Origin of the sequence: Helicobacter pylori (assembly GCF_003638305.1) — a bacterium.
GTDB classification, from domain to species: domain Bacteria; phylum Campylobacterota; class Campylobacteria; order Campylobacterales; family Helicobacteraceae; genus Helicobacter; species Helicobacter pylori_DJ.
On sequence record NZ_MVYP01000008.1, the window covers coordinates 1 to 13,052 of the forward strand.

General features: G+C 37.7%; 12 protein-coding genes and 2 pseudogenes. 8 read left to right on the forward strand and 6 right to left on the reverse strand.

Annotation, left to right across the window (positions count from 1 at the left end; genetic code table 11):
* The 6 genes and pseudogenes from EAL04_RS04565 to EAL04_RS04590 all read right to left on the reverse strand — a co-directional run.
* Positions 1–299: pseudogene (locus EAL04_RS04565) on the reverse strand (siderophore-mediated iron transporter); the annotation flags it as partial.
* Positions 283–1,164 carry a hypothetical protein gene (locus tag EAL04_RS04570; protein WP_120973614.1) on the reverse strand — a complete coding sequence of 294 codons (882 nt, stop codon included), beginning with the start codon at positions 1,162–1,164 and terminating at the stop codon, positions 283–285. The pseudogene EAL04_RS04565 and the gene EAL04_RS04570, both read right to left, overlap by 17 nt.
* Positions 1,161–1,532: a flagellar motor switch protein FliN gene (gene fliN / locus EAL04_RS04575; protein WP_001115291.1), complete on the reverse strand. Its 372-nt coding sequence runs from the start codon at positions 1,530–1,532 to the stop codon at positions 1,161–1,163. The genes EAL04_RS04570 and fliN overlap by 4 nt, the downstream gene beginning before the upstream one ends.
* 81 nt (positions 1,533–1,613) lie before the next feature.
* Entirely contained in the window at positions 1,614–2,258 is a 645-nt protein-coding gene (nth, locus tag EAL04_RS04580) for an endonuclease III (protein WP_120973617.1), read from the reverse strand.
* A complete protein-coding gene (locus tag EAL04_RS04585; RefSeq protein WP_120973619.1) occupies positions 2,255–2,491 on the reverse strand; it encodes a FeoA family protein in 237 nt (78 codons plus the stop codon). Before EAL04_RS04585 ends, nth begins: the two co-directional genes overlap by 4 nt.
* Positions 2,488–5,427, reverse strand: a complete 2,940-nt coding sequence (locus EAL04_RS04590; protein WP_120973621.1) for a DUF3971 domain-containing protein — start codon at positions 5,425–5,427, stop codon at positions 2,488–2,490. Before EAL04_RS04590 ends, EAL04_RS04585 begins: the two co-directional genes overlap by 4 nt.
* Between EAL04_RS04590 and mltG the strand changes: the two genes are divergently transcribed.
* The 8 genes and pseudogenes from mltG (at position 5,345) to EAL04_RS04630 (ending at position 13,049) form a co-directional block, all read left to right on the forward strand.
* Positions 5,345–6,334 carry an endolytic transglycosylase MltG gene (gene mltG, locus EAL04_RS04595; protein WP_120973624.1) on the forward strand — a complete coding sequence of 330 codons (990 nt, stop codon included), beginning with the start codon at positions 5,345–5,347 and terminating at the stop codon, positions 6,332–6,334. The two genes, EAL04_RS04590 and mltG, sit on opposite strands and share 83 nt — an antisense overlap.
* Positions 6,335–6,516: 182 nt before the next feature.
* Positions 6,517–6,858 carry a 4Fe-4S dicluster domain-containing protein gene (locus EAL04_RS04600; RefSeq protein WP_001096895.1) on the forward strand — a complete coding sequence of 114 codons (342 nt, stop codon included), beginning with the start codon at positions 6,517–6,519 and terminating at the stop codon, positions 6,856–6,858.
* Positions 6,858–7,985 (forward strand): 2-oxoglutarate synthase subunit alpha, encoded by a 1,128-nt coding sequence (locus EAL04_RS04605; RefSeq protein ID WP_120973626.1) that lies wholly within the window; start codon positions 6,858–6,860, stop codon positions 7,983–7,985. Before EAL04_RS04600 ends, EAL04_RS04605 begins: the two co-directional genes overlap by 1 nt.
* A gap of 1 nt (position 7,986) precedes the next feature.
* Positions 7,987–8,808, forward strand: a complete 822-nt coding sequence (locus tag EAL04_RS04610; protein WP_000885307.1) for a 2-oxoglutarate ferredoxin oxidoreductase subunit beta — start codon at positions 7,987–7,989, stop codon at positions 8,806–8,808.
* Positions 8,808–9,362, forward strand: coding sequence for a 2-oxoglutarate:acceptor oxidoreductase subunit OorC (locus EAL04_RS04615; RefSeq protein ID WP_000388018.1), 555 nt, complete (start codon positions 8,808–8,810; stop codon positions 9,360–9,362). Before EAL04_RS04610 ends, EAL04_RS04615 begins: the two co-directional genes overlap by 1 nt.
* Positions 9,363–9,471: 109 nt before the next feature.
* Positions 9,472–11,250 (forward strand): annotated as a pseudogene (locus tag EAL04_RS04620) (HAD-IA family hydrolase).
* A gap of 152 nt (positions 11,251–11,402) precedes the next feature.
* Positions 11,403–11,567, forward strand: coding sequence for a hypothetical protein (locus EAL04_RS04625; protein ID WP_120973628.1), 165 nt, complete (start codon positions 11,403–11,405; stop codon positions 11,565–11,567).
* 9 nt (positions 11,568–11,576) lie between these two features.
* Positions 11,577–13,049 (forward strand): disulfide bond formation protein B, encoded by a 1,473-nt coding sequence (locus EAL04_RS04630; protein ID WP_120973630.1) that lies wholly within the window; start codon positions 11,577–11,579, stop codon positions 13,047–13,049.
* The last annotated feature ends 3 nt before the right edge of the window (positions 13,050–13,052 follow it).

The window sequence follows — 13,052 nt, forward strand, 5'->3', positions numbered from 1 at the left end:
GGGGTGGGGGGTGTTGGGGGTTTTTGAGGGCCAGCTAGCGTGGGTTTAGGAGCGCCTGGGTTGTTTTTACTGGGATCTTGCGAATGGCCTCTTTTTAAAACCAATAAATTTTCAGGATTTAATTTAACGAGTTTGGGTTTTGAAGGAAAAAAATCTTCTCTGTGTTCAAATAAAAAATAAATCAACCAGTGTAACAATACAGACAGAATGAGAGAAAAGAAAAAATTCCTGTTAGAATGATCCACAGGGTCAAAATTTTTCCCTAACTTAGCAGGTTGTAGTTTAGAATTTTCCGGCATATAAATTTCCTAATTTTGAATTCTTTATCTTATTTTCAGCTTCTTTAATCAGTTCTTCTTTAGATGTTTTTGGGCTTATTTTGTCTAAAAGCAGGCCGTATTTTTCGCTTATTAAGACCAAGTAACGCTCCTTATTGGTTTCTATTGAGATGATTTTATGGTTCGCATCAACACGACCCAAAACACTAACTTCTAACTTAAAATCTTTTGTAGAAAAAGATCTTTGTGTGGGAACAATTTTTTTTTTGATTACATACAATATTAAGAGTAAGACAGCAATAACCGCTAACCCCTTGTAAGCATGGCTTAAATCCAGTGGGGGTTTTAACTCTAGGGTGTTTGAGAGGCTTTGGGGTTGCTCTTTCTCATCTTGGCTTGCGAGATTGGCATGCTGAGATTTTTCTTTCAGGCTAGGCGGTGGGGCTAAATGAAAACCTTTAGGCAAAAAAAGAAAGCGGAGTTGCTTTTTATCCTTGCTGTTTGAAGCTTGGATTTCTAATCCCGCTTTAGCTTTTTTAGACAAGAGGTAGATGTCATTTTGGTAGGAAAACATTTCTAAGGCATTCAAAGAGGCTTCTTTAAAATCCATCGTTTTTTTAGAATCCAATTGAGCGTTTTTTAACACGATGACTTTTTGGCCTTCAACCTCCATGATTTTAGGCGTTTTATTAAAAGGCGTTTCAAAAGTGAGCGTGGTTTGCACAGCTTTTATGGGTGGTGTTGCCGGAGCGTTTGAATCGGGTTGGACTTCTTTTAAAATATTTTGCCAATGAACCAATTTAATGGGGGCATCATCGCTTAAAGGTATTTTTTCTTCAGCCAGTAACATCAAAGCAGCGCTCAGTAACAAGAATAACAATCTCATGAATTTTTAGCGAGATAATACACAATGGCGTTAGAATCAAGGATTTCATTCAAACGAATGGCTAAATTCCTTTCAAAAACCATCACCTCACCCTTACCAATAACCCGCCCGTTCACAAAAGTATCCACGCTCTCTCCGGCGGGTTTTTGCAAATCAATCACAGAGCCTTTTTCAAAACGCAAGATTTGCAATAAAGGGATTTGCGTAGAGCCAAGTTCCGCGCTAAAAACAATCTCCATGTCCAAAAGGTTTTTATAATCGCAGATGAGTTCTTCTAAATAAGTGGAAAGCTCTAGTTCTCTTTCTTTATTCGCTTTCTCTTTTTCTTTTTCGGCTATTTTTAACTTATTAGATTCTGTTTCTGGCATAAAACTCTACTCTTTCAAGAATGATTTGACTTTGATTATAAAATCTTAATTCTACTATAAATTTTATAACAAATAAAGCCACTACGCCTTAAAGCGAGCTTTAGAAACGCAAAATTCTTTTAAAAAACACGCATCGCATAACGGATTTTTAGCCTTGCAGGTGTAGCGGCCAAACAAGATTAAGGCATGGTGGAGTTTGGATAGGTTGTCTTTAAAAAGTTCGCTCAATTCCTTTTCGGTTTTAATAGGCGTGTTAGCGTTGCTTAAGCCTAAGCGGTGCGTTGCACGGAACACATGGGTATCTACGGCGAGATAATTTGCATCAAAGCACACTGAAAGCACCACATTAGCGGTTTTTTGCCCCACGCCATCCAGGCTCATCAATTCTTTTTGCGTAGAGGGGATAACGCCCTTAAAATCCCTAACCACTTTTTGCGCCATACTGATTAAATGCTTGCTTTTATTGTTGGAATACGAAACGGATTGGATGATCTCTTTAACTTCTTCTAAAGAAGCGAGCGCTAAATCACTCACGCTCGGGTATTTTTCAAATAGCTTGGGCGTTATTTGATTCACTCTAGCGTCCGTGCATTGAGCGCTTAAAATGGTAGCCACCAATAATTCATAGGGGTTTTTATGGTGCAATTCAGTGGTTTGGTTGGGGTAATGTTTTAAGAGCAGCTCTTTGATTTGTTGGGCTTTCGTTTTAGCGCGTTTCAAGCTCATTCTTGCGCGCTTTCTTTGATGATAAGGTATCGCGCTTCATGGGATCTTAAAGCCACTTGAATGCGGTTGATTTTAATTGAAAGCGTGGCCTTTTTCATGGAAGAATGCAAAAGGGTGCATTGAACCCCTTCATGAATACCAAAAGAGAGAAAGCGTTTTTTAAGGGCTTCATCGCAGTTAGCGATTTCTACAATTTCATAAGTTTTGTCTTTAATGGCTTCATTGAGCGTCATTTTAATTTCCTTTTTGAATCAATGTTTTTTTTGACTTCATCCACAATAATATCAATGGGCGTGAAAATACGGCGCAAGATCTTAAAAGGCGCTTGGATAATATCTGACGCTAAAGTTACTTGGGTTTTAGGTTTATCCAGCGTGCCTTTGACATTCACATTAGTGGTGATTTTACCTTCTTTTCCTAAAACGAGATAGCCCACGATAGGGATTTTATTTAAAACATTACTTAAAGCCTTGATAGTGGAAACTTCTAAATTCAAATCTAATTTGTTTTTGTCTAATTCAATGATCCCATTGCCAGCAATATCAAGCGTTTTGCCGACAAGATCAATTTTTTCTAACCCTAAATATTCTTTAGTGATCCCAAAAACAACGGAGCCGGTTTTGATTTGATAGCCATTAGCCCCTAAATGAGGGTTTCTAAAGACAATGAGGGAGGGAATGGTGTTGATGAGATTGATCATGTTTTGCATGAGGGCGAAATTCTTTAAGCTTGTGTTTTGGAATTTCAATTCGCCGTTGAAAACCTGATCTTCAAGAGCCCCAATAAGCGTGAATAAGCCCCCTTCTACGAAATCTTTTTGAAGAATGGTATTGATATAATCCCCACTAAAATTATGAGCCTTAAGATACAAAGCCCCATGCACTAAATCCGCCATGATCATGGCGTTTTTATAATTGCCATCAATTTTCACCCTATCGTCTTGAGCGACAATATCAAGATTTTCTAAAGGAAAAGGCATTTTTTTATAGATTAACACGACATCTTTAGCATGGATGCGTGTAGAGATAGGGATAATTTTGTGGGCTTTTTCATAGCGTTGTTTGGCGCTAATGAAAACATCTTCATCTTGGATTTCTTTAGAGCTAGGCTTTTCTTTTCGTTCTTTGGAGAATAATCCCACAATAGCTGGCATCTTACTATCTAAAAAATCATCAATACTCAAATCAATGTTATTAAGAGTAATATCCTTTTGATCCCCCTTAACTTTTATAGATATGCTTTTGCTTGGAGTATAGACAGAAATTTCATCTTTATTAATAGAGCCAAATAAAGAGAGGGAATCAAATTGCTTGCCGTTGCTATGATAGATGGGTAAAGTGATTTTCAAATCCTTAGCAAAAAAATCAATATTAACAAAATCGCTCGTAGAAACTTCTAAAGAGCCATCTTCTAAGGCGAAATATTTCATAATAGGGGAATAGGGCTTGATTTTTTTCAAATCTTTGATCCTAAAAACATAGGCGTTATCTTTAAATTCGCCCTCTAATAAAAGTTGTGGCACGCTCCATTGCATGTGGTTGGGGTTAGAAAAATCAAAATTCAAAGAAAGGTTTTTAAGAGTGTCTCCTGTAGCGTAGAAAACATCTTTGGTGAATTTGTCTTCGCTTTGGGCTTTAATGGTGTCTATGATTTTTCTTCTAAACACCTCTGAGTTTTCACCCTCTTGAATAATAGAATGCAAGCTTTTTAAATCTAAAGAAAATTTAGTAGGTTGTGGGTTATCTTGGTCGTTATTCAAGCCATAAGAACGCATGTTGATATTATTGTTAGTGTTGAATCGTATTTTATGGACTAAAGAATCCAAAGAAAGGGTTTTTTTATTCAAATCTAAAGCGATTTTAGCGTCTAAATCCAGCATGTTTTCATAGCGGGTGTGGGTAGTTTCTATGTAGATGTATTGGTATTCTTGGGTAATATCTAGGCTTATATTAGCGTTTTGCGTATAAAGGGGGATATTATAGAGCGAGAGGGTGCCTTCTTGCAAATTAACGCTGCCTTGAACGCTAAATAAGGGGGCGGTATTTTTCAAGAATTGTAAGGTGAGTTTCAAATCCGCACTAGATGGCATGCTGATTTTATCCAAAGGTAAAACGACTTTATAAGCGCTCAATAAATCCTTAATGCTATCGCCATAATAATTAGGGGTCGTTTTTAAAAAAATCTCCAACTTGGGGGCTTCTAACAAATTGGAAAAAGTGGCGTAAGAGCCGGTCAATTCCATGGTTTCATAAGTGATTTTTTGGGGCTGTATGAGAAGCTGTTTGTTTTTGAAAACCAATTCGGTTTTATCCATTTTAATGGGCGATAAGCCATCATTAAAAACGACTGAAGGTTTAATCAAAGTGGCTTTAACTACAGAATTTTCCAAAAGCGATGGGACAAACTCGCTAGGAGTGAAATTAGCCTTGATTAAAGCGTTATCAATCTTAAAGCTGGCAAATTGGATCTTGTCAAAAATCCATGTTTTTAAATTTTTTTGCGATTGGCGTTGGAAAAGAGGCTTTAAAAACGCCAAGCTTTTCATTGGAGAAGTGTTAACTTTTAATTCTATGGTTTTCAAATCGGTTAGCCCTTGCAAATAAATTGCAGCACTGGGTTCAATTAAAGGCTTGACAATCAAATTGAACGCCATTTTCCTAGCTTTAGGTGAATAGTGGGCGTTGCCATCCACTTGGACTTTAATGTCTTTAAAGAGCAAATTGATGATTTTAAGCTTGATGTTTTTATCGTCTTCTAGGGAAAATTCCCCTTTGACTCCTGGAAATTCTAACTCGTATTTATTCCCATCAAAAAAGATATTGGCTTTATTTTTATCGTCTAAAATGATTTCTTTGACTTTAAGTTTTTCAAAATAAGACACCGCCCAAATGCCATAACGGATATTTTTAATCAAATCAGAAACTTCTAAATGCTTTTTAGTGGGTTTTTGATGGAAGAAAGAAGAGAGATCAATGCGTTCAATTTCTAAAGAAAGCTTGTTATTGAGTTTTAAGTATAATTCAGAAATGCCAAGCTTTCCAATTTTTAAATTTTGTATGTGAATGCCGTTTGAAAGGGTTTTGTGAATGACAACTAAAAGAGTGAATACTGCCACAAACAAGATAATGACATTAAATACTTTCTTGGATACATGTTTTCTTTTATTCATCAGTATTCTTTTTTATTTAAGTATACCAATTTATCCTAACAAAGTGGTGGTTGTCCCGCAAGGTTCGCTCAAAAAAGTGTTTTTTTCTTTAAAAGAGCAAGGCGTGGATATTAACGCTTTGGATTTGCTTTTTTTACGCTTAATGGGCATGCCTAAAAAAGGCTATATTGACATGGGCGATGGGGCTTTAAGGAAGGGGGATTTTTTAGTCCGTTTGATTAAAGCAAAAGCGGCGCAAAAAAGCGTTACTTTAATCCCTGGAGAAACCCGCTATTTTTTCACGCAAATTTTGAGCGAGACTTACCAATTAGGAGTTGGCGATCTCAATGAAGCTTATGAAAGCATCGCTCCACGATTGAATGGCGCTGTGATAGAAGATGGGGTGATATTACCAGACACTTATCATTTGCCTTTAGGGGAGGACGCTTTTAAAATCATGCAAACTTTGATCGGTCAATCTCTCAAAAAACACGAAGCTTTAAGCAAACAATGGCTTGGATACTACCATAAAGAAGAGTGGTTTGAAAAAATCATTCTCGCTTCCATTGTGCAAAAAGAAGCCGCTAATACTGAAGAAATGCCCTTGATTGCGAGCGTGATTTTTAACCGCTTGAAAAAAGGCATGTCTTTACAAATGGATGGGGCTTTGAATTATCAGGAATTTTCACACGCTAAAGTGACCAAAGAGCGCATTAAAACCGATAACACCCCCTACAATACCTATAAATTTAAGGGCTTGCCTAAAAATCCCGTAGGGAGCGTGAGCCTAGAAGCGATTAGAGCCGTGGTTTTCCCTAAAAAAACTAACTTTTTGTATTTTGTGAAAATGCCGGATAAAAAACATGCTTTCAGCGCGACTTATAAGGAGCATTTAAAAAACATTAATCTTTCTAATAATCATTTTTAAAATTAGGGTTAATGGGGCGTTTTTTCTTTTAAATTGGGTAAAAAGTGTTTAGTATTTTCTCATTTCAATTTTAAGTTCTTACTATTAAAGCATTTTAGATTTTGTTAAAAAAGGCTTGCTACAATTTTAGGCAAATTTTGATTGCTAGGGCTTAAAACAGCTTTTAGCACAAAGGAGAATGAATGGCTAAAATGAGCGCTCCAGATGGGGTTGCCGTTTGGGTGAATGAAGACAGGTGTAAGGGTTGTGATATTTGCGTGTCGGTATGCCCTGCTGGGGTTCTTGGCATGGGGATTGAAAAAGAAAGGGTGCTTGGAAAAGTGGCCAAAGTAGCCTACCCAGAGAGCTGTATCGGTTGCGTGCAATGCGAGTTGCACTGCCCGGATTTTGCGATTTATGTGGCTGACAGGAAGGATTTCAAATTCGCTAAAGTTTCTAAAGAAGCCCAAGAAAGAAGCGAAAAGGTTAAGGCCAATAAATACATGCTCTTAGAAGAGACTATTTTAGAAGGGAGAGGCAAATAATGCGTGAGATTATTTCTGATGGGAATGAATTAGTCGCTAAAGCGGCGATTGAAGTGGGGTGTCGGTTTTTTGGGGGCTATCCTATCACGCCAAGCTCGGATATTATGCATGCGATGAGCGTGGCTTTACCCAAATGCGGTGGCCATTTTATCCAAATGGAAGATGAAATCAGCGGGATTAGCGTGTCTTTAGGAGCGAGTATGAGCGGGACGAAGTCTATGACAGCGAGCTCTGGTCCTGGTATTTCATTGAAAGTGGAGCAAATCGGCTATTCTTTCATGGCAGAAATCCCTTTAGTGATCGCTGATGTGATGCGTTCAGGCCCATCAACCGGAATGCCCACTCGTGTGGCTCAAGGCGATGTGAATTTTTTAAGGCACCCCATACATGGGGATTTTAAAGCCGTTGCGCTCGCTCCTGCCAGTTTGGAAGAAGCTTACACCGAAACCGTTCGTGCGTTTAACCTGGCTGAAATGCTCATGACTCCTGTGTTCTTGCTCATGGATGAAACCGTGGGGCATATGTATGGCAAGGTGCAAATCCCGGATTTAGAAGAAGTGCAAAAGATGACTATTAATCGTAAGGAATTTGTGGGCGATAAAAAAGACTACAAGCCTTATGGGGTCGCGCAAGATGAGCCGGCCGTTTTGAACCCTTTCTTTAAAGGCTATCGCTACCATGTTTCAGGCTTGCACCATGGGCCTATTGGCTTTCCTACTGAAGACGCTAAAATCGGGGGGGATTTGATTGACAGATTATTCCATAAGATTGAATCCAAGCAAGACATTATCAATGAAAATGAGGAAATGGATTTAGAGAGCGCTGAGATCGTTATCATCGCTTATAGTTCGGTTTCTCTAGCGGTTAAAGAAGCCTTGAAAGATTACAATAAAGAAAGCAAGCAAAAAGTCGGCTTTTTCAGGCCTAAAACCTTATGGCCAAGCCCGGCTAAACGCTTGAAAGAAATAGGGGACAAATACGGAAAAATCCTTGTGATTGAATTGAATAAAGGGCAGTATTTAGAAGAAATTGAAAGGGCTATGCAAAGAAAAGTGCATTTCTTTGGGCAAGCCAATGGGCGCACGATTTCGCCCAAACAAATCATCGCAAAGTTGAAGGAGCTTTAAAATGGCGTTTAATTATGATGAATATTTGCGTGTGGATAAAATACCCACTTTGTGGTGCTGGGGCTGTGGCGATGGCGTGATTTTAAAATCCATTATCCGCACGATTGATGCCTTAGGTTGGAAAATGGATGATGTGTGTTTGGTGAGCGGGATTGGTTGCAGTGGGCGCATGAGTTCGTATGTGAATTGCAACACCGTTCACACCACGCATGGCAGGGCTGTAGCGTATGCGACAGGGATTAAACTAGCTAACCCTAGTAAGCATGTGATCGTGGTTTCTGGCGATGGCGATGGCTTTGCGATTGGAGGCAATCACACCATGCATGCATGCAGAAGAAACATTGATTTGAATTTTATTTTAGTGAATAATTTCATTTATGGTTTGACCAACTCCCAAACTTCGCCCACCACGCCTAATGGCATGTGGACGGTTACGGCTCAATGGGGGAATATTGACAACCAATTTGACCCATGTGCTTTAACCACCGCTGCCGGGGCGAGTTTTGTGGCCAGAGAGAGCGTTTTAGACCCTCAAAAATTAGAAAAAGTGCTTAAAGAAGGCTTCACACACAAGGGTTTTAGCTTCTTTGATGTCCATAGCAATTGCCATATCAATTTAGGGCGTAAGAATAAAATGGGCGAAGCATCTCAAATGCTAAAATGGATGGAAAGCCGATTAGTGAGCAAACGCCAATTTGAAGCCATGAGCCCTGAAGAAAGGGTGGATAAATTCCCTACGGGCGTTTTAAAGCATGACACGGACAGGAAAGAATATTGCGAAGCGTATCAAGAAATCATTGAAAAAGCACAAGGAAAACAATAATGGAAGCGCAATTACGATTTACAGGCGTTGGAGGGCAAGGCGTGCTGTTAGCGGGAGAGATTTTAGCTGAAGCGAAAATTGTGAGTGGGGGCTATGGCACTAAGACTTCCACCTACACTTCGCAAGTGCGTGGAGGGCCTACTAAGGTGGATATTTTGCTAGATAAAGATGAAATCATTTTCCCTTATGCTAAAGAGGGCGAGATTGATTTCATGCTTTCAGTCGCTCAAATCAGCTACAACCAGTTTAAAAGCGATATTAAAAAAGGCGGTATCGTTGTCATTGATCCCAATCTAGTAACCCCTACTAAAGAAGATGAGGAAAAATACCAGCTTTATAAAATCCCCATTATCAGTATCGCTAAAGATGAAGTGGGTAACATTATCACGCAATCTGTGGTGGCGCTAGCCATTACCGTGGAGCTGACTAAATGCGTAGAAGAAAATATCGTGCTAGACACTATGCTTAAAAAAGTCCCTGCAAAAGTCGCTGAAACGAACAAAAAAGCCTTTGAAATTGGCAAAAAACATGCTTTAGAAGCTTTGAAAAAATAAGGGGGTAACTCCTTATCTCATTTTTTAGTTATAGCTTTTTCCCCTTTTTTTGTATTTTTGAAAAAAAAAAAAAATGATATAATGCTCAAATTTTACAAAGGATTCTTGTATGTGCAAATTTTTGGATGGGGCAAAAAGTGAGGTTTTAAAATATGATGTGATTTCTTTTGATATTTTTGATACCCTTCTTTTAAGACCTTTCATTAAACCCACAGATTTATTTTTGTATATTGAGACTAAATACAATATTAAAGGTTTTCATCAAGCAAGGATCCTGGCAGAAATGCAATCCAGAAAATTAAGCAAAGAACAAGACATCACTCTAGATGAAATTTATCATCAAATCCCAAAAGAGTTTCATTCATATAAGGAAGTAGAAATTGCCACTGAAAAAGAAATGCTTATTCCAAACTTAGAGATGTTAGAACTCTATCGTTTCGCTAAAGAGAACAATAAGAGAGTGATTATTGTATCAGATATGTATTTACCTTTAGAAGTCCTTGAAGATATTTTAATTTCTAAGGGTTTTGATGGTTATACAAATTTCTATCTCAGTAACCATATAATGCTCACTAAACATTCAAAGGATTTGTTTAAGCATGTTTTAAAACAAGAAAATATTACTAATACGCAGATGTTACATATCGGTGATAATTCTTGGGCAGATGACGCTATGCCTAAAAGTTTAGGTATAGCAACGCTATTTAGAAAAAGCGTGTTGAAACAATTAGAAGAAGTTTTTCCTAAATACAAAACATTTAATCCAACCAGTGTTGCGCAAAGTTTTATTTTAGGATCTTTATGTATTTTTTATAAAAATTATATTCAAAAACATGAAAAATTTGATTATTGGTTTCTTTTGGGATCGATGCAAGCAGGAATTGCAGCCGTTGCTTATTGCTAGTTTATCTATAAGGAAATTCATAAAAGAAATATTGATACTTTAGTGTTTGTTGCACGAGATGGTTATTTATTGCAAAAAATTTTTAATATTTTATATCCAAATTCATATAAAACTACTTATATTTATGCTCCCAGAATTTTAAAAAAAGCGGTATTTTTAGAAGTCGTAGAGAGCGAGAGTTTGGAAATTTTGCGTATTTTAGAAGGCGAAGAAGAAGTTAAAAAGAAACAAATCACCACCAACCAACAGGCGTATGTATATCTCTATAGCAATTTTGAATATTGCCGCCATTTAGCGTTAAAATGTTTAGATAATTACAGAAAATACTTGTTTTCATCAAATTTAGAGGGAAATATCGCTATTGTAGATACGATTACTTTAGGCTATTCTTCGCAAGGGTTAATCCAAAAAGCTTTAAACAAAGAAGTTTTTGGGTGCTATGTGGATCTCCTAAGAATTTTAAATTATGATTGCGTGAGTTTCTTACCTTTTTCACACCCTAAACCCATTTATTTTCATAATTGGGATTTTATGGAGTTTTTGCTAACAAGCCCTGAATACCCTATTTTAAATGTAGAAAATGGCGTTCCAATCTATCAAAAAGACGTTTCATCTTGTGAAAAACACCGCTCTAAAGCTTATGAAAAAATAGTAGAAGGGGCTATTGGATATGCTTCATATTTTAAAGAAAGTCAAATTTCTTTAGACATTCATGATGTGATAGAATGGGTGAATTTCTTCATTGACAATCCTAGTATTCAAGATTAAGAGCAATTCAAACAAATTTATTTTCTTCCAGACGCGACGCATAAAAACGCTCTGCCCTTGTTTTGTAACGATGTTTCTTTGCTGTCTTGTATTTTAAAACCTTCACAAAGTTATGGCGTATTAAAAAGAAGTCTTAGGACAAACAAGCAAGAGAGATTGTTTAAAATATTGTCTCTAATTAAAAAAATCTATGGGAAGTTAAAAAATAAACCATAAAAATTGGCTCTGTTTCAATCAAATACGGGTAACTAGAGCCTTCTTTCTTAAGCTCCCTTAAATAACTCTCTCTCAAAAGTTATCCACTAGATTTTTTATTTGTCAAATAATCCGTTTTTGAGTATAATCCTACGAAAATTTTAAGGAACGGCATGGAGTTTTTAGGACTGATTTTAAGTCTAGCCGCTATTTTGATAGCGTTTAAAAAGCCTGAAAAAGAAAATTGGGCGTTTGGGATTTTGATTGTGGTGTGGTTGGCGGAGCTTATTATTTTTATAGCCCACAGCTCTAGCGCTTTGCCTAACATGAATCTATAAGGGGGATGCATGAATAAAGAAACCCGATTTTACAATCTTTTTTCTTTGGCGGTTTTAGGGATTTTGATCTTTCCTGTGGGTTTGGCGAATTTTTATTTTGGCTATGTTTTGAAAGATTCGCCTTGTATTTTTTGCTGGGCGCTACGCATCAACATGATTTTAATAGGGGCGGTGGCGCTTTTGGTGGTGCGTTTTGGGTTTAAGCCTAAATACATTGCTTTGCTACTACTCATGGCTAGTAGCGGGCTGTATGAGGGCTTTTATTATACGGGTAGCCATGCTTTAGAAGATGTGGGGCAGGGATTCGCGCTCGCTATTTTGGGCTTGCACACGCAGTTTTGGGCGCTTTTTGTCTTTTTTAGCGTGGTGGCGCTTTTAGCGGTTTTGCTCTTTTTTGCCCCTAATGCCCAACCTTTTAAAGATCGTTTGTTAAACGCACTCCAAAAAAGCGCTTTTTATGTTTTCTTTATGGTGGTGGGTTCTAATGCAATACAAGCGTTCATTTCTACCGGGCCTTTCCCTTACATAGGGCAAAATGATCCGGTGCGTTTTTCGTGGAATTTGAAAGAATCGGTCTGGTCTATGGAGAATTGGGATAGTTTGAAATTCCCAAGAAGCGTTTTAGGCAGGAGGGATGTGGGTGAGCCTTTGAAATTGAGCGCTTTGCCTAAAGATAATGATTATGAGCATTCGCCTCTAGAAATCGCAAAAGCGTTGAAGATTGAGAAAAAAGAAGAGCTTTTTTTAAAACTGAATGGAGCGATCACGGATTTGAGTTTCAATGAAGACAAGGCGATCCTTACTACAGAAAACCAAGGGCTTTATCTTGTAAGTAACGATTTGAAAACCATTCATAGCTACATGGTGTTGGATAGTTATTATAGCGCGACGGTGGGGTCGTTCGTGGGGGCAGATTTCAACGAAGATGAAAACATTGTGATCATGGGCAATAATAAAACGAGCGTAGAAATCACTCCTAACAAAAACGCTAACGCGCTTAAAAACTTCCCTTATTTTTTAGAGGGGGCTGACTCTTTTGATGAAGTGGAACGCAGCCGCTTAAAAACTTCTAGGGCGAAAAACTATTATGTTAGCGCTGCAAGAAGAGGGGCTAAATTCACTTATTTGATTACCGCTCCTAACAAGCGTTATAAGGATTTGATTATCGTCTCCATGCTCAATAGCGACAAACAGGTGCATGGGGAGTTTTTACTGGAATTAGGCAATGCCAAACTTAAAGAAAAAAGGAAACTGGGCGAGTTAGTCATCAGCGCGTTAGCTTTAAAGGATAATCAACTTTATGCGTTCAGTAAGGAATTTAACACGCTTTTAGTCATAGATCCTACAAAAGAAGAAATCCTTGAAGTTTATGGCTTACCTAAAGAGATTAAAAATATCAGCGCTTGTGGGTTTAGGGATAATGAGCTTGTCCTTGTGAGCTATGAGAATAATAAAAATATTCTCTACACCCTTAATTTTTAAACT

Bases quoted from the DNA above. Each gene is read 5' to 3' on its own strand.
- EAL04_RS04570 (WP_120973614.1), bottom strand. From the start codon at position 1,164: ATGAGATTGTTATTCTTGTTACTGAGCGCTGCTTTGATGTTACTGGCT.
- EAL04_RS04590 (WP_120973621.1), bottom strand. From the start codon at position 5,427: ATGAATAAAAGAAAACATGTATCCAAGAAAGTATTTAATGTCATTATC.
- mltG (WP_120973624.1), top strand. From the start codon at position 5,345: ATGACAACTAAAAGAGTGAATACTGCCACAAACAAGATAATGACATTA.
- EAL04_RS04585 (WP_120973619.1), bottom strand. From the start codon at position 2,491: ATGACGCTCAATGAAGCCATTAAAGACAAAACTTATGAAATTGTAGAA.
- EAL04_RS04630 (WP_120973630.1), top strand. From the start codon at position 11,577: ATGAATAAAGAAACCCGATTTTACAATCTTTTTTCTTTGGCGGTTTTA.
- EAL04_RS04615 (WP_000388018.1), top strand. From the start codon at position 8,808: ATGGAAGCGCAATTACGATTTACAGGCGTTGGAGGGCAAGGCGTGCTG.
- EAL04_RS04610 (WP_000885307.1), top strand. From the start codon at position 7,987: ATGGCGTTTAATTATGATGAATATTTGCGTGTGGATAAAATACCCACT.
- fliN (WP_001115291.1), bottom strand. From the start codon at position 1,532: ATGCCAGAAACAGAATCTAATAAGTTAAAAATAGCCGAAAAAGAAAAA.
- EAL04_RS04605 (WP_120973626.1), top strand. From the start codon at position 6,858: ATGCGTGAGATTATTTCTGATGGGAATGAATTAGTCGCTAAAGCGGCG.
- nth (WP_120973617.1), bottom strand. From the start codon at position 2,258: ATGAGCTTGAAACGCGCTAAAACGAAAGCCCAACAAATCAAAGAGCTG.
- EAL04_RS04625 (WP_120973628.1), top strand. From the start codon at position 11,403: ATGGAGTTTTTAGGACTGATTTTAAGTCTAGCCGCTATTTTGATAGCG.
- EAL04_RS04600 (WP_001096895.1), top strand. From the start codon at position 6,517: ATGGCTAAAATGAGCGCTCCAGATGGGGTTGCCGTTTGGGTGAATGAA.